This window comes from Bacillus sp. K7, assembly GCF_053903245.1.
Genome location: NZ_CP096406.1, coordinates 109,165 through 124,933, shown reverse-complemented (window position 1 = coordinate 124,933; position 15,769 = coordinate 109,165). Strand labels below are relative to the sequence as shown.

General features: G+C 42.9%; 18 protein-coding genes and 2 other annotated features. All 18 genes read right to left on the bottom strand.

Annotated elements, in window-relative coordinates; all coding sequences use genetic code 11:
• Positions 1-56: 56 nt before the first annotated feature.
• The 18 genes from rpoB to ispD all read right to left on the bottom strand — a co-directional run bounded on the left by rpoB (position 57) and on the right by ispD (position 15,768).
• Entirely contained in the window at positions 57-3,638 is a 3,582-nt protein-coding gene (gene rpoB, locus M1D98_RS00680; protein ID WP_039076386.1) for a DNA-directed RNA polymerase subunit beta, read from the bottom strand.
• 245 nt (positions 3,639-3,883) lie between these two features.
• Positions 3,884-4,489, bottom strand: a complete 606-nt coding sequence (locus M1D98_RS00675) for a class I SAM-dependent methyltransferase (RefSeq protein WP_010327720.1) — start codon at positions 4,487-4,489, stop codon at positions 3,884-3,886.
• Positions 4,490-4,578: 89 nt separating this feature from the next.
• Positions 4,579-4,950, bottom strand: a complete 372-nt coding sequence (gene rplL / locus M1D98_RS00670; RefSeq protein ID WP_003156436.1) for a 50S ribosomal protein L7/L12 — start codon at positions 4,948-4,950, stop codon at positions 4,579-4,581.
• 45 nt (positions 4,951-4,995) lie between these two features.
• Positions 4,996-5,496 carry a 50S ribosomal protein L10 gene (rplJ, locus tag M1D98_RS00665; protein WP_010327719.1) on the bottom strand — a complete coding sequence of 167 codons (501 nt, stop codon included), beginning with the start codon at positions 5,494-5,496 and terminating at the stop codon, positions 4,996-4,998.
• Between the two features lie 65 nt (positions 5,497-5,561).
• Positions 5,562-5,702, bottom strand: a sequence feature (ribosomal protein L10 leader region).
• A 45-nt stretch (positions 5,703-5,747) separates the two neighbouring features.
• On the bottom strand, positions 5,748-6,446 hold the full coding sequence (gene rplA, locus M1D98_RS00660) for a 50S ribosomal protein L1 (protein ID WP_010327718.1): 699 nt from the start codon (positions 6,444-6,446) through the stop codon (positions 5,748-5,750).
• 94 nt (positions 6,447-6,540) lie between these two features.
• Complete coding sequence (gene rplK / locus M1D98_RS00655) at positions 6,541-6,966, bottom strand: 50S ribosomal protein L11 (protein ID WP_003156430.1); 426 nt, start codon at positions 6,964-6,966, stop codon at positions 6,541-6,543.
• Between the two features lie 167 nt (positions 6,967-7,133).
• Positions 7,134-7,667 (bottom strand): transcription termination/antitermination protein NusG, encoded by a 534-nt coding sequence (gene nusG, locus M1D98_RS00650; protein WP_010327717.1) that lies wholly within the window; start codon positions 7,665-7,667, stop codon positions 7,134-7,136.
• A gap of 176 nt (positions 7,668-7,843) precedes the next feature.
• Positions 7,844-8,023 carry a preprotein translocase subunit SecE gene (secE, locus tag M1D98_RS00645; RefSeq protein WP_010327716.1) on the bottom strand — a complete coding sequence of 60 codons (180 nt, stop codon included), beginning with the start codon at positions 8,021-8,023 and terminating at the stop codon, positions 7,844-7,846.
• Positions 8,024-8,055: 32 nt separating this feature from the next.
• A complete protein-coding gene (gene rpmG, locus M1D98_RS00640) occupies positions 8,056-8,205 on the bottom strand; it encodes a 50S ribosomal protein L33 (protein WP_003156421.1) in 150 nt (49 codons plus the stop codon).
• Between the two features lie 93 nt (positions 8,206-8,298).
• On the bottom strand, positions 8,299-8,955 hold the full coding sequence (sigH, locus tag M1D98_RS00635) for an RNA polymerase sporulation sigma factor SigH (RefSeq protein WP_010327715.1): 657 nt from the start codon (positions 8,953-8,955) through the stop codon (positions 8,299-8,301).
• 62 nt (positions 8,956-9,017) lie between these two features.
• Positions 9,018-9,530 (bottom strand): ribosome-dependent mRNA decay endonuclease Rae1/YacP, encoded by a 513-nt coding sequence (rae1, locus tag M1D98_RS00630; RefSeq protein ID WP_010327714.1) that lies wholly within the window; start codon positions 9,528-9,530, stop codon positions 9,018-9,020.
• Between the two features lie 6 nt (positions 9,531-9,536).
• Positions 9,537-10,286 (bottom strand): 23S rRNA (guanosine(2251)-2'-O)-methyltransferase RlmB, encoded by a 750-nt coding sequence (gene rlmB / locus M1D98_RS00625; RefSeq protein ID WP_003225755.1) that lies wholly within the window; start codon positions 10,284-10,286, stop codon positions 9,537-9,539.
• Positions 10,270-10,701 carry a mini-ribonuclease 3 gene (locus tag M1D98_RS00620; RefSeq protein ID WP_010327713.1) on the bottom strand — a complete coding sequence of 144 codons (432 nt, stop codon included), beginning with the start codon at positions 10,699-10,701 and terminating at the stop codon, positions 10,270-10,272. Before M1D98_RS00620 ends, rlmB begins: the two co-directional genes overlap by 17 nt.
• 4 nt (positions 10,702-10,705) lie before the next feature.
• A complete protein-coding gene (gene cysS, locus M1D98_RS00615; RefSeq protein WP_010327712.1) occupies positions 10,706-12,106 on the bottom strand; it encodes a cysteine--tRNA ligase in 1,401 nt (466 codons plus the stop codon).
• Positions 12,103-12,756 (bottom strand): serine O-acetyltransferase, encoded by a 654-nt coding sequence (gene cysE / locus M1D98_RS00610; RefSeq protein WP_010327711.1) that lies wholly within the window; start codon positions 12,754-12,756, stop codon positions 12,103-12,105. Before cysE ends, cysS begins: the two co-directional genes overlap by 4 nt.
• Before the next feature lie 70 nt (positions 12,757-12,826).
• Positions 12,827-13,057, bottom strand: a binding site (T-box leader).
• A gap of 2 nt (positions 13,058-13,059) precedes the next feature.
• Complete coding sequence (gene gltX, locus M1D98_RS00605; protein ID WP_456279902.1) at positions 13,060-14,511, bottom strand: glutamate--tRNA ligase; 1,452 nt, start codon at positions 14,509-14,511, stop codon at positions 13,060-13,062.
• Between the two features lie 89 nt (positions 14,512-14,600).
• Complete coding sequence (gene ispF, locus M1D98_RS00600) at positions 14,601-15,077, bottom strand: 2-C-methyl-D-erythritol 2,4-cyclodiphosphate synthase (protein WP_010327709.1); 477 nt, start codon at positions 15,075-15,077, stop codon at positions 14,601-14,603.
• A complete protein-coding gene (gene ispD / locus M1D98_RS00595; protein WP_456279901.1) occupies positions 15,070-15,768 on the bottom strand; it encodes a 2-C-methyl-D-erythritol 4-phosphate cytidylyltransferase in 699 nt (232 codons plus the stop codon). The genes ispF and ispD overlap by 8 nt, the downstream gene beginning before the upstream one ends.
• Position 15,769: the final 1 nt, after the last annotated feature.

The following is a 15,769-nucleotide window of genomic DNA, read 5'->3' as shown; positions in this document are numbered from 1 at the left end:
CTACCTCCCTTTTTATCTTCGGATTAACCGATGTCACTTGCCTTTATAACTAGAGATTATTCTTTTGTTACTACATCTCGTTCAACGTCTGCTGATGCTGTTTCCTCCGGCTCTTCATCACCTGATAATGCCAGGCCGTCAGCTTGTTTCGCATCTTCTTCGTCTTCTAAATCTCTCATTTCTATTTCTTCTTCATCACCGGAAAGGATTTTCACATCCATACCTAAGCTTTGAAGTTCTTTGATTAATACTTTGAATGATTCCGGAACACCTGGTTCAGGAACGTTGTCGCCTTTAACGATGGCTTCGTATGTTTTCACACGTCCGACCACGTCATCAGACTTAACAGTCAGAATCTCTTGAAGAGTGTAAGCCGCACCGTAAGCTTCAAGTGCCCAAACCTCCATCTCACCAAAACGCTGTCCGCCAAATTGCGCTTTACCGCCGAGAGGCTGCTGCGTAACAAGTGAGTAAGGACCTGTAGAACGCGCATGAAGTTTATCATCAACCATGTGGGCCAGTTTAATCATATACATGATACCGACAGACACACGGTTATCAAACGGCTCTCCGCTACGCCCATCGTAAAGAACGGTTTTGGCGTCGCGAGACATACCGGCTTCTTCAAGTGTTTCCCAAACATCCTCTTCACGCGCACCGTCAAATACCGGTGACGCAATGTGGATGCCGAGATAACGAGCGGCCATCCCCATGTGAAGCTCCAGTACCTGCCCGATGTTCATACGTGATGGTACGCCCAGCGGGTTAAGCATGATATCAATTGGTGTACCGTCAGGAAGGTAAGGCATATCCTCTTCAGGAAGAATCTTAGAGATAACACCTTTGTTACCGTGACGACCGGCCATTTTATCCCCTTCAGAAATCTTACGTTTCTGAACGATATACACACGTACCAATTGGTTAACGCCTGGAGGAAGTTCATCTCCGTCTTCACGGTTGAAGACTTTAACGTCGTGGATAATTCCGCCGCCGCCGTGAGGCACACGAAGAGAAGTATCACGAACCTCGCGGGCCTTTTCACCAAAGATGGCGTGAAGCAGGCGTTCTTCAGCAGTCAGTTCTGTTACACCTTTAGGCGTTACTTTACCAACAAGAAGATCTCCGTCTTTCACTTCTGCCCCAATACGAATGATTCCGCGGTCATCAAGATTGCGAAGCGCATCTTCACCGACGTTTGGAATATCGCGAGTGATTTCTTCAGGTCCAAGTTTCGTATCGCGTGCTTCTGATTCATATTCTTCAATGTGGATAGATGTATAAACATCATCCTTCACAAGGCGTTCACTCATGATGATGGCATCCTCATAGTTGTAACCATCCCATGTCATGAAGCCGACCATTACGTTACGGCCAAGCGCAAGTTCACCAAGCTCCATAGAAGGACCGTCAGCAAGGATTTCTCCTTTTACCACTTCATCGCCGACACTTACGATCGGGCGCTGGTTGTAGCAAGTACCTTGGTTGGAGCGGACAAATTTCAGCATGCTGTATTTATCCAGGTTTCCTTTTACCTTTTGACCGTCTACTTCTTCATAACGGCGAACCCAAACGTTTTTCGCTTCTACGCGTTCAACGATACCAGGGTGTTTACAAATAACAGCGGCCCCAGAGTCTTTACCTGATACGTATTCCATACCAGTTCCAACGAATGGCGCTTCCGGCTGCATCAAAGGCACAGCCTGACGCTGCATGTTCGCTCCCATTAGGGCACGGTTGGAGTCATCGTTTTCCAGGAACGGGATACATGCTGTCGCAGCAGAAACAACCTGTTTAGGTGATACATCCATGTAGTCCACACGGTTTCTGGAAACAACGGTGTTTTCCCCTCGGAAACGGGCTACGATGCTGTCATCAATAAATGAGCCATCGTCATCAAGACGAGCGTTCGCTTGAGCGACAACATAGTTATCCTCTTCATCAGCAGTTAAGTAATCGATTCTGCCCGTTACCTTCCCTGTTTCAGGGTCAACACGGCGATATGGTGTTTCGATAAAGCCAAAACGGTTTACTTTTGCATAAGATGAAAGTGAGTTGATCAAACCGATGTTCGGACCCTCAGGCGTTTCGATCGGACACATACGGCCATAGTGGGAGTAGTGAACGTCACGCACTTCCATTCCGGCACGCTCACGTGTCAATCCGCCCGGTCCTAATGCTGACAGACGGCGCTTATGCGTTAATTCAGCTAGCGGGTTCGTCTGGTCCATGAATTGAGAAAGCTGAGAGCTTCCAAAGAACTCTTTAATGGACGCAATAACAGGACGAATATTGATCAGCTGCTGAGGTGTAATTGTATTCGTATCTTGAATTGACATTCTCTCACGAACCACACGCTCCATACGGCTTAAACCGATACGGAATTGGTTCTGGAGAAGCTCACCTACAGAACGTAAACGGCGGTTCCCAAGATGATCGATATCATCTGTGTCGCCTACCCCGTGCAGCAGGTTGAAGAAGTAGCTGATAGAAGAAATAATATCAGCAGGCGTAATGTTTTTAATCTCTTCTTCGGTGTAAGCATTTCCGATTACATTAATAACCTGTTCTCCTTCTTGATCAGTCGGAGCAAAGATTTTAATCGATTGAAGAGTTACTTCATCTTCAACAACGCCGCCATTCGGATACAGCTTTCTGAAACCGATTCCGTTTTCTAAGTATGGCAGTACTTTATCAAGTGTTCTTCTATCAAGGATCTGGCCTTTTTCAGCCAGGATTTCTCCTGTTTCAGGATCAACAAGCGTTTCTGCAAGTCTCTGATTAAAGAGGCGATTCTTGATATGAAGTTTTTTATTAATTTTATAGCGTCCTACATTGGCAAGATCGTATCGTTTCGGATCAAAGAAACGAGAATCAAGCAAGCTTTTCGCATTTTCTACTGTAGGCGGCTCTCCAGGACGGAGACGTTCGTAAATTTCAAGCAACGCTTTGTCGCTATTTTCTGTGTTATCTTTATCAAGCGTATTTCGCAGATATTCATTTTCTCCTACGAGATCAAGAATCTCTTGATCGGAACCGAAGCCGAGAGCACGCAAAAGAACCGTAACCGGCAACTTACGTGTGCGATCAATGCGGACATAAACAACATCTTTCGCATCAGTTTCGTATTCTAACCATGCGCCACGGTTTGGAATGACAGTTGCGGTAAAACCTTTTTTACCGTTTTTGTCTACTTTACCACTGAAATATACACTTGGAGACCGAACAAGCTGAGAAACGATTACGCGTTCCGCACCATTAATGATAAAAGTACCTGTATCTGTCATAATCGGGAAATCACCCATGAAGACATCTTGGTCTTTTACCTCTCCAGTTTCTTTGTTAATTAAACGAACCTTCACTCTTAGCGGAGCTGAGTAAGTCACATCACGTTCTTTTGATTCCTCTACAGGATATTTAGGATCGCCTAAACTATAATCAATGAACTCAAGAGAGAGGTTACCAGTGAAATCCTCAATTGGCGATATGTCTTGAAACATCTCTCTAAGACCCTCATCAAGAAACCACTGATAAGAAGAGGTTTGAATTTCAATGAGATTTGGTAATTCTAACACTTCGCTAATGCGAGCATAGCTTCTGCGCTGGCGGTGTCGTCCATACTGAACTAGTTGACCTGTCAACTGATTCACCCCTCAAATCATGCGTATTATATGTGTAATAAGCATTTCTTTCAAAGAAAGAAAATACTTTTACAAGACAAAAGAAAAAAGGGTTTCTAATTAAGAAAACCACATCCAAAAACAAATACCGATTTTATTAGCATTTCCATACTTGTATAATTTATACATAGATATTGACAATAGATCATATCAAGCAAAATATATACATTGGCATTTTATAATATTAACATAGCTAAAATACCGAGTCAAACTTTTTTTGCTTTTATGATATAATAGCCTTTCTTTTTTTGAACGACAGAAACTTCATCGAACAGTTCCTCGAGCTTTTCAATGGCAGAAGGCGCGCCTTGTTTTTTCTGTATGACGATCCACAACTCACCTGAAGTTTTTAAGTGTTCAGCGCTTTTCTCAAAGATAGCATGGACAACTTTTTTTCCGGCTCGGATTGGGGGATTTGTAAGAATAGAAGCAAATGTTTGAGCAGAATCAACGTTCGAAAACAAATCACTCTGATAAATCTTAACGTTTGTTATTCCGTTTTGTTCCGCATTTTCATTTGATAACTCTACGGCTCTCTCATTAACATCAATCATGTGGATGGTCCGGTCTTTAAAGGCGCTGGCTATCGATAAACCAATCGGGCCATATCCACAGCCAACATCCAGAATGCCGCCCTCAACTTCAGGCTCTTCAAAAGAATCAATCAGCAGACGGGAGCCGAAATCAACTTCCTTTTTAGAAAAAACCCCGCTGTCGCTGGTAAACGTGAAATCTTTATTACGAAGCCTAAAAGACCAGGTTTGCTTGTTGCTTTTCACTGAAGGTTTATCTGAATAATAGTGCTCACTCATTATTAGAACCTCCCTTTGTTATGGCATAAAGAATGGCAAAGAAAAAGCCCGCCTCATAAAAGCGAGCTCCCTCTACAGGTAAGTGAAGATTACTTAACTTCTACAGAAGCGCCAACTTCTTCAAGTTTAGCTTTAAGCTCTTCAGCTTCTTCTTTAGCAATACCTTCTTTAAGTGGTTTTGGAGTGTTGTCAACAAGTTCTTTAGCTTCTTTCAAGCCAAGACCAGTGATTTCACGTACAACTTTGATAACTTTGATTTTTTGAGATCCTGCACCAGCAAGGATAAGGTCGAATTCGCTTTGCTCTTCAGCAGCTCCGCCAGCAGCAGCTCCGCCAGCTACAGCTACAGGAGCAGCAGCAGTTACGCCAAATTCTTCTTCGATTGCTTTTACTAGGTCGTTCAATTCAAGTACAGTCGCTTCTTTAACGGAAGCAATGATTTCTTCGATATTTAAAGCCATTTGTAATTCCTCCATTTTGTTTTAATTTATGAAAAACTGATTAGATTAAGCGCCTTGTTCTTCTTTTTGTTCTGCCACAGCTTTTGCAGCAAGAGCAAAGTTGCGAACTGGAGCTTGAAGTACGCTAAGCAACATAGAAAGCAAGCCATCGCGTGATGGAAGTTCAGCAAGAGCTTTCACTTCTTCAACAGTAGAGACTTTACCTTCGATAACGCCAGCTTTGATTTCAAGAGCTTCGTGGTTTTTAGCGAACTCATTAAGAACTTTAGCCGGAGCGACAACATCTTCAGTGCTGAATGCGATCGCGTTCGGTCCAGTTAAGAAATCATTCAAACCATTAAGCTCAGCTTGTTCAACTGCACGGCGAGTCATCGTATTTTTGTAAACTTTGAACTCAACGTTAGCTTCGCGAAGCTGTTTACGAAGTTCTGTTACTTCAGAAACGCTAAGTCCGCGATAGTCAACGATGATCGTTGATTTACTTTCTTTCAGTTTAGAAGCAATTTCTTCAACAACAACTTTTTTTGTTTCAATTGCGCTGCTCATGGTTACACCTCCTGTAGATTCTTGTGTAACACTTATACCGTTAGGTGATCACGACCGAGACGACGGATTCCATATAAAAAGCCTCCATGAGACATGGAGGCTGTATATACAAGCATACGTAACGTAATAGCTGTGATAATATACACCTCGGTAGGATAATTAAGCCGTCAGGCCCCTACTGTCTGCGGTATAAATGATATTCTATTTTACAACATTTTGAATCATATCAGAATGTTGATATCGTGTCAATATTATTTTACGTTAAAAGTTGAAGAGTCTACTTTGACACCAGGTCCCATAGTAGAAGTAACGGCAACATTTTTCACGTAAACGCCTTTTGCTGCAGCAGGTTTTGCTTTCAGGATTGTATCGTACATAGTTGTGAAGTTCTCAACAAGTTTTTCATCCTCGAAAGAAACTTTACCGATAGGAACATGAATGTTTCCAGCTTTATCAACACGGTATTCAACTTTACCAGCTTTGATTTCGCCAATTGCTTTTTCAACTTCAAAAGTAACTGTTCCAGTTTTAGGGTTTGGCATTAAACCTTTTGGTCCAAGCACACGACCGATTTTACCAACTTCACCCATCATGTCAGGTGTAGCTACGATTACATCGAAATCGAACCAACCTTGTTGAATTTTGTTGATGTAGTCAGTATCGCCAACGAAATCTGCACCAGCAGCTTCAGCTTCTTTCGCTTTTTCGCCTTTTGCGAAAACGAGAACGCGCTGAGTTTTACCAGTTCCGTTTGGAAGAACAACTGCTCCACGGATTTGCTGGTCGTTTTTACGAGGGTCGACCCCTAGACGGAAAGCCACTTCAACTGTAGCGTCGAATTTAGCTGTGTTTGTTTTTTTAACGAGAGCTACTGCTTCAGAAACGTCGTAAGCTTTTGAACGATCTACAAGCTTAGCAGCTTCAGCGTACTTTTTACCTTTTTTAGCCATTTTAAAATTTCCTCCTTATGTGGTTATAGCGGAATAACCTCCCACGAATAAGGGTTGCGAACTTGTTAAAACTCGCAACCCGACAAGAAACAAATTAATCCTCGATTACAATACCCATACTGCGGGCAGTACCTTCAACCATGCGCATTGCCGCTTCAACGTCTGCTGCGTTTAAGTCAGGCATTTTTGTTTCAGCGATTTCGCGTACTTTATCGCGCTTAACGGTTGCCACTTTATTACGGTTTGGTTCACCAGAACCAGACTCAATTCCAGCTGCTTTTTTAAGCAATACTGCAGCAGGTGGAGTTTTTGTAATAAATGTAAATGAACGGTCTTCGTAAACCGAAATTTCAACAGGAATGATTAAACCAGCTTGGTCAGCTGTACGAGCGTTAAACTCCTTACAGAATCCCATGATGTTAACACCGGCTTGACCAAGTGCAGGTCCAACTGGTGGTGCTGGGTTAGCTTTTCCAGCAGGAATTTGCAATTTTACAACTTTAACTACTTTTTTAGCCACGAGACACACCTCCTTAAGTCCGTGATGTGGTAATAGGGTAAACCCTCCCACTCAAGGTTTCATTCTTTATATGAATGACGAAATATCAAGCTAGTTGCCTTGGATAAGTCCAAGACGTACCTTTGCTATATTATCATTTATATATAGCAATTTCAAGTTTTTTCACATTACAATTTATCGATTTGGGTAAATTCCAGCTCAACCGGCGTTTCGCGGCCGAACATATTAACGAAAACTTTGACCTTGTTTTTATCATAATCAATCTCTTCAATTGATCCAGTAAAGTTAGCAAAAGGCCCGTCTATTACTTTTACTGTCTCTTTCAGTTCAAAGTCAATGTCCGTTTTGCGTTCGTCCATGCCCATTCTCTTCAGAATGGTTTCTGCTTCGCCCGGGAGAAGCGCCGTCGGTTTTGAACCAGAGCCGGCAGATCCTACGAAACCAGTAACGCCCGGCGTGTTGCGGACAACATACCAAGAGTCGTCTGTCATTACAATTTCAACAAGCACATAACCAGGGAATACTTTCTTTTTCACAACTTTTTTCTTGCCGTTTTTGATATCTGTTTCTTCTTCTTCAGGTACGACTACACGGAAAATTTTATCTTGCATCCCCATTGATTCAACACGTTTTTCCAAGTTGGCTTTTACTTTATTCTCGTAACCAGAGTACGTGTGAACAACATACCAATTCTTTTCCATTCTCTTCAGGACTGTCCAGTCCTTCCCTCCCCGCATTTGGTTTTAGTGAATTACCATAACGCTCAAAAATAGGCGGCAAGCCTATGATAACTTTCATTTTAAGCCACAATAAAAAACCCGCTGAACGGGTTTTGGCAAGTGATATTATGATCTATTATAGCACGTATTGCTGATCATTATTCAACTATTAAACGAATTAATTGAGAAATTCCTGTGTCAAGGAGGGCAAAAAAGATAATAAAAAAGATAACTGTTGAAATTACCGTAATGGTATAACGCGTTAACTCTTTTCCTTTAGGCCAGCTTACCTTTTTCATTTCTTTCCCAACATCTTTAAAGAATCTCATAATACGCATGTAAAAGACCTCCACAATTTAAAAGCGAAAAACTATTTTGTTTCAAGATGAGCTGTATGTGAATTGCAAGTACTGCAGTATTTCTTTACTTCTAATCGCTCAGCCGCTGATGCAGAGCTCTTCATTGTCGTATAATTACGGTTTCCGCATGTCTTGCATGCTAGCGTAATCTTTTTTCTCATGTCATTACACCTTTTTCCTAAATAGACATTAGTTCTTATCGTTAGTAACATATCATAGTCAGAAAAATACTGTCAATATAACGTAAATCCCTGTCACAAACTAATTTCGCGAATTTCCAAGTACTTCTCCAGTTTGCGTTTCACACGCTGAAGGGCGTTATCAATCGATTTCACATGCCGATTCAATTCATCAGAAATCTCTTGGTAACTTCTTCCATCAAGATATAAAACCAGTACTTTTCTCTCTAAATCACTTAATAGTTCTCCCATTTTCATTTCAATATCATCAAATTCTTCCTGATTGATAATCATTTCTTCAGGATTTAAAGTTTTCGCTCCTGAAATGACATCAAGCAGCGTTCGGTCTGATTCTTCATCAAAAATCGGTTTATCTAATGAGACGTAGGAATTCAAAGGAATGTGTTTCTGGCGAGTAGCTGTCTTTATTGCGGTAATAATTTGGCGGGTAATACATAATTCTGCGAAAGCTTTGAATGAGGTAAGCTTGTCCTCCTTAAAGTCGCGAATAGACTTATAGAGGCCTATCATACCTTCCTGAATAATATCCTCTCTGTCCGCTCCTATTAAAAAATAGGATCTTGCTTTTGCCCGAACAAAATTTCGGTACTTCGTAATCAAGTAATCTAACGCATCACTGTCCCCAACATGAACCTTTTCAATGACCTGCTCGTCCTCCAACTGGCAAAACTGCTCTTTGTTGAATTTTCCCTTGTTGTTCTGTAGATTCACTCCGATCCCCCCGGCGCACGTAGATAGAAATATTATACAGTATTGGGCAAAAAAGCGTCAACTTAATCTAAGTCCCCCCGCCTCCACTTTTCAAACGTTTTCAAAACCTCTTCCGATAAAGCAATTTTACCCGCCGGCTTTTCGGAAGTGATTTTTCTGACCCGTCTCTGTATTCGCCTTTCAATCGCTTCAACCTCTCTCAAAAGCTCCCGGGCCGATTTCCGCAATGCTCCCTGTCCGAAAATCGCCCACTGCTCAGTGTAGTCAGAGGTCGCAACATGAATCTGAGTCGCAATATTATTCAAGGCCTGAGCAAGCTTTTCTATCCGCTCATCAGCCGTCTCATTTTCTTTTGTAAAAATCACTTCAACTCTGTGATTGGTCTGTTTTTTCTCAAGCCCTTTTACGAGATGCGCGTCAAAAACAACAATAACCCTGTTTCCTGTATACGATTGATATTCCGCCATTTTCTGAATCAGTACGTTTCTCGCCTCTTCAAAACTGTTCGCTTTTAAATCCTTCAGCTGCGGCCAAGCTCCAATCATGTTGTATCCGTCTACTAACAGGATATCCATGGGTCTTTATTCTCCCAGAGGGTTTCGCTTCCGGTATACTTCATACATCAAAAGACCCGCCGCGACAGATGCATTCAGTGAAGTTACCTTCCCGGCCATCGGGAGTTTAATGAGAAAATCACACTTTTCTTTCACGAGGCGGCCCATCCCTTTTCCTTCACTTCCGATAACTAATGCCAAAGGCATATTGCCGTCCATATTGCGGTAGTCTTCGCGTGCTGATGCATCCGTTCCGACAACCCAGATACCCCGCTCTTTCATTTCTTCTAACGTCCGCGCCAAATTGGTGACTCTTGCGACAGGGATGTGCTCAATTGCCCCTGTTGAAGCTTTGGCCACTGTTGTTGTCAGCCCGACAGCTCTCCGTTTTGGAATCACGATGCCGTGGGCGCCGACCGCATCGGCTGTTCTCATAATCGAACCAAGATTATGAGGATCTTCAAGCTCGTCCAAAATGAGGAAGAAAGGCTGTTCATTTCTTTCTTCGGCCGCTTTATATAAATCATCCAGTTCCGCATATTCATAAGCAGCAACCTGTGCCACTACGCCTTGATGCTGCCCTGTCACCATTTGATCGAGTTTTTTTCTCGGGACATATTGAATCGTGATTCCCTGCTTTTTCGCAAGCTCAATCACCTGCTGTGCTTGTCCCTTTACGGTGTTTTCCGCCATCCACAGCTTATACAGCTTACGATCTGATTTTAACGTCTCGATCACTGCATTTTTCCCTATGACGTAATCATGTTGCTGACTCATTTGTTTTCCTCCCTGACGTCCCGAATTGTATAGCTTCGGCAACGAGCTGACTAAGTCTTTCTTCTTTTTTCTCCAGAAAAAGGTAACCCAGCAGCGCTTCAAATGCTGTACTGTAGCGATACGTTTGAACATCTGTATTTTTAGGTGTCGTTCCCGACTTGGCATTTCTGCCCCTTTTCAGCACCGCTTCCTCTTCTTCCGTAAAAAATGATTGATCCTGCAGAAAGAACAGGATTTCAGCCTGTGACTTTGCCGAAACGATCCGGCTTGATTTCTTATGAAGATCATTTGGTTTCGTCAAGCCCTGCTTAAGCAGGTGATGCCTGACATACACTTCAAATATGGCATCACCTATATAAGCAAGCGCAAGACCGTTGAGCTGCTTTGAATCTTTTATCGTCTCAAAATCAAGCATCCGACTATTCTCCCCGTTTCCAGCGAGTGCCTTGAGCCGTATCTTCAAGAATGATATTCATGCTTTTCAGCTGGTCGCGGATCTGATCTGATAATGCAAAATCGCGGTTCCGGCGCGCTTCATTTCTTTTTTCAATTAAGTCTTCAATCTCTTGATCAAGCAGTTCCTGCTCACCCAATGAAAAGCCGAGGACAGCAACAATGCGGTCAAACATCTCAACAAATGCTGTAATCACATGATCAGCCGTATGATCCTTCTGAAGATAATAATTAGCATGCTTCGCCAAGTCGAATAAAACAGAAATGGCATTCGCTGTATTAAAATCATCGTCCATCGCTTCTTCGAATGCTTTGCGGTGGTCCTCTACTTTCTCAAGCCATTGATCGTCATCTTCCGTTAAATTCGTACTGCTGTTCAGACGGTGCTTAAGGTTGCTGTATGCTGTTTTTAATCGGTTGAACGCACTTTTTGTATTCTCTAAAAGCTCTTCTGAATAGTTAATCGGATGACGATAATGAACAGATAGCATAAAAAATCTCAAAAGCTTCGGATCATGCTGTTTAATGATGTCATGCACAAGCACAAAGTTGCCTAGTGATTTTGACATTTTTTCATTATCAATATTGATATAGCCATTATGAAGCCAGTACTTCGCAAATGTTTTGCCTGTCAGTGCCTCAGATTGCGCGATTTCGTTTTCATGGTGTGGGAATGTTAAATCCTGACCGCCCGCATGAATATCAATTTGGTCACCCAGATACTTTTTCACCATCGCTGAGCATTCAATATGCCAGCCCGGACGCCCTTTACCCCAAGGGCTTTCCCAAGAGATTTCTCCGTCTTTTGCCGCTTTCCACAGCGCAAAATCAAGAGCATCTTCTTTTTTCTCGCCGACCCGGATGCGTGCACCTGATCTCAGTTCATCAATTGATTGCTGAGAAAGCTTTCCGTACCCTTCAAATGCTCGTGTTTTGAAATAAACGTCACCTTCTGATTCATAAGCGTAGCCCTTTTTCACGAGCTGATCTACGAATTCGATAATCGCATCCATGTTTTCCATCACTCGCGGATGAAGGTCGGCTTTACGGCATCCGAGCGCACCTACATCTTCAAAGTATGCTTTAATAAAACGCTCTGAAATGGCAGGTACATCGTCACCAAGTTCATTCGCTGCTTTAATTAATTTATCGTCTACGTCTGTAAAGTTAGAAACATACTGCACATCGTATCCTTTATATTCCAGATAGTTTCGAACTGTATCATAAACAATAGCCGGACGCGCGTTCCCGATGTGAATGTAATTGTAAACCGTCGGGCCGCACACGTACATTTTCACTTTTCCCTCTTCAAGAGGAACAAACGTTTCCTTCTGTCTAGTCAATGTATTATAAAGAGTGATTGTCATTTTTGATTGATCCTTTCTTTTCTGTCTTCAATTTCTGCCTTCAGCTCTGAAATCTGCTCTTCCAAAAATTTAAATCGATCAGCAACCGGATCGGGCAAATCCTGATGGTTCAAGTCGCGTCTTACTTTCTTGCCATTTTGTACAACGACCCGTCCAGGGATGCCGACAACTGTTGAAAAATCAGGAACATCATGCAGCACTACTGAACCGGCACCAATTTTTGAGCCTTCACCGACAGTAATTGAACCAAGCACTTTAGCACCTGTGGCTATCAATGCGTCATCTTTAATCGTTGGGTGTCTTTTTCCCTTTTCTTTCCCCGTCCCCCCGAGGGTAACCCCCTGAAAAACGGTGACGTTATTGCCGATTTCACATGTCTCCCCAATGACAACTCCCATACCGTGATCTATGAAAAATTTCCTCCCAATTGTAGCGCCGGGATGGATTTCGATCCCGGTAAAAAATCGGCTTACTTGAGATATTAGGCGTGCAAGGAAATAAAATTTTCGTTTATATAAAGCATGTGCAATCCGATGAGCCCATATAGCATGTAAACCGGAATAAGTTAAAATCACTTCAAAATAGCTTCTTGCTGCAGGATCTTGATCGAACACTGTATCAATGTCTTCTTTGAGCATTTTAAAAAACACATGCTTCCCCCCGTTTCTCTATCTGATTTCCTCTATCGCCAATAAAAAAAGCGCCTCTGCATGTAAACATGACAGAGACGCTTTAACCGCGCGGTTCCACTCTGTTTGAAAAGCAGACTTCTGCTCTCCCAACTTCAGCCTGTAACGGCGGCGGCCGCCTTTGAATACTGATTTCGAAAAATGTTCTTCAAAGGTCTTAAGGGCGCACTTCTAAAACCCGGCTCATGGATCTCTCTCAGCCAATGAAGATCCTTTCTGTAATGGCCTAAAGCTTTATACTCTTCCCTGTCAACAATCATCTATTTAGATGTTTTTTAAACGCTGAATCGCGATCTCTTTTCCGATCAATTCAATGGATTGCGGCAGTTCTGGACCGTGAGTCTGACCCGTTACAGCAACACGGATCGGCATAAACAGTTTTTTACCTTTATGGCCAGTTTCTTTCTGCACTGCTTTGATCGATGCTTTGATGTTATCCGGAGTGAACTCCTCAAGCTCTTCAAGCTTCGCAGCGAATGTGCTGAGCACCTCAGGAACCTGTTCCTCTTCCAGAACAGCTTTTGCTTCTTGATTATACTCGATCTTATCAGTAAAGAACAAATCAGTCAGCTCAACAATTTCCGCTCCGTAGCTTAATTGCTCATGATAAAGGGAAATCAGTTTACGAACCCATTCTTGTTCTTCAGCAGAAAGCTCAGCGCCGACTTTTCCGGCCTTTTGCAAATGCGGAAGCGTCAATTCAACAACCTGATCAAGATCCAGTTTCTTCACGTATTGGTTGTTGACCCATTTTAGCTTATGCATATCAAACAAAGCTGGTGATTTAGATAAACGGTTTACATCAAAAATGTCAATAAACTGTTCTTTTGTGAATAGCTCTTCTTCTCCAACCGGTGACCAGCCAAGCAGGCCGATAAAGTTGAACAGCGCTTCTGGCAAGTAGCCAAGCTCTTTATACTGTTCGATGAATTGAATAATAGACTCATCGCGTTTGCTGAGCTTTTTACGGCTTTCATTTACGATTAGCGTCATGTGTCCGAACTGAGGAATATCCCATCCGAATGCTTGATAGATCATAATCTGTTTCGGTGTGTTAGAAATGTGATCCTCACCGCGCAGCACGTGTGTCATTTTCATTAAGTAGTCATCAATCGCTACCGCGAAGTTATAGGTTGGTGTTCCGTCCTTTTTGACAATAACAAAGTCGCCGATGCCATCTGTCTCGAAAGTAATTTCGCCTTTAACAATATCGTTGAAGGCGATGATTTTTCCTTCCGGCACGCGGAAACGAATACTTGGCTTTCTGCCTTCAGCAATAAATGTATCTTGTTCTTCCTGAGTCAGGTTTCTGTGTTTCCCGGAATAGCGCGGCATTTCTCCGCGGGCAATCTGTTCTTCACGTTCTTTTTCAAGCTCTTCTTTCGTACAGTAACATTTATAAGCAAGCCCTTTTTCAAGAAGCTCTTCATAGTATACTTTATAAATATCGTTACGCTCTGACTGACGATATGGACCGTATTCACCGCCGACATCGACACTCTCATCCCAGTCAATACCGAGCCATTTCAGATAATTCAGCTGGCTTTGTTCTCCGCCCTCAATATTGCGCTTTTTATCAGTGTCCTCAACACGGATAATAAACTTACCGCCTTGATTGCGGGCAAATAAATAATTAAAAAGCGCCGTTCTGGCATTTCCAATATGCAAATGTCCTGTTGGACTCGGTGCATAACGGACGCGTACTTCGTTTCCCATTTTCAAATACTTCCTTTCATGTCATGTATGGCCTCTGGCTAAATGTATGAATCTATTCTACCACCAAATAGACCCGGCATCAAAGCAAGTTAGCCTTTTTGTATCAGTACTGTCGCTTGAGCCGCTATTCCTTCCGCTCGGCCTGTAAATCCAAGCTTTTCTGTCGTTGTTGCTTTTACATTCACTTGAGAAACGTCTGCTTCAAGGCCTTCAGCGATCCTTTTTCTCATATCTTCTATGTATGGCAGCATCTTCGGCTTTTGTGCAATAATGGTGCAGTCAATGTTTCCAAGAACATACCCCTTCTGTTTCACGATCCCCCAGACATGCTGAAGTAATTTGAAAGAGTCAGCGTCCTTGAACTCGGGATCAGTGTCAGGAAAATGCTTGCCTATGTCGCCTTCTCCAACAGCTCCGAGGCAAGCATCAGCAACGGTATGCAGCAAGACATCTGCGTCAGAATGGCCGAGCAGCCCTTTTTCATATGGGATTTCGATTCCGCCAATTATCAGAGGACGGTCCGCCACTAATTGATGCACATCAAATCCTTGTCCGATTCTAAACATATTTATTCCCACTTTCTGATTCCATGATCGCTTCAGCTGACGTCAAGTCGTCTGGCGTCGTCAACTTAATATTTGTATAGCTGCCTTCTACAACACGGACCGATCCGCCTTCCATCTCTTCAACGAGGCTGGCGTCATCCGTCCCTAAAAATCCCTTGTGTTCGGCCTCAGCATGAGCCTTTATCAATAAAGAAAGACGAAAAGCTTGTGGAGTTTGGACAGCCCACAAGCTTGAACGTTCAATCGTCTCTCTGACTTGTAAATCTTGAACGCGTTTAATCGTATCTTTTACCGGAACAGCAAGGATGGCCGCTCCTGCCTGTACCGCTTTAGCGATCAGTTCGTCAATTTGTTCATGCTTTATAAAAGGCCGGGCGCCGTCGTGAACGAGGACTATCTTTTCTTGTTTCACGGCTTTCAGCCCCTTATAAACACTGTGCTGACGCTCATCTCCGCCTGCAACAAGCTCAATAGCGGTTTGAAACGGATAATTGGTCAGCAATTGCTGAAAATCCTCCCGCTCCCGCTCGTTAATCACCAAAATGATTTTTTCGCACGGCCGGTGGCTGTCAAACACCCTTAACGTGTGTATGATCACAGGGGCTCCTTTCAGCTCGATGAACAGTTTATTTCTCCCTGCCTTCATCCGTTTTCCCTGTCCGGCTGCAAGAATCACGACATCATAACTCATT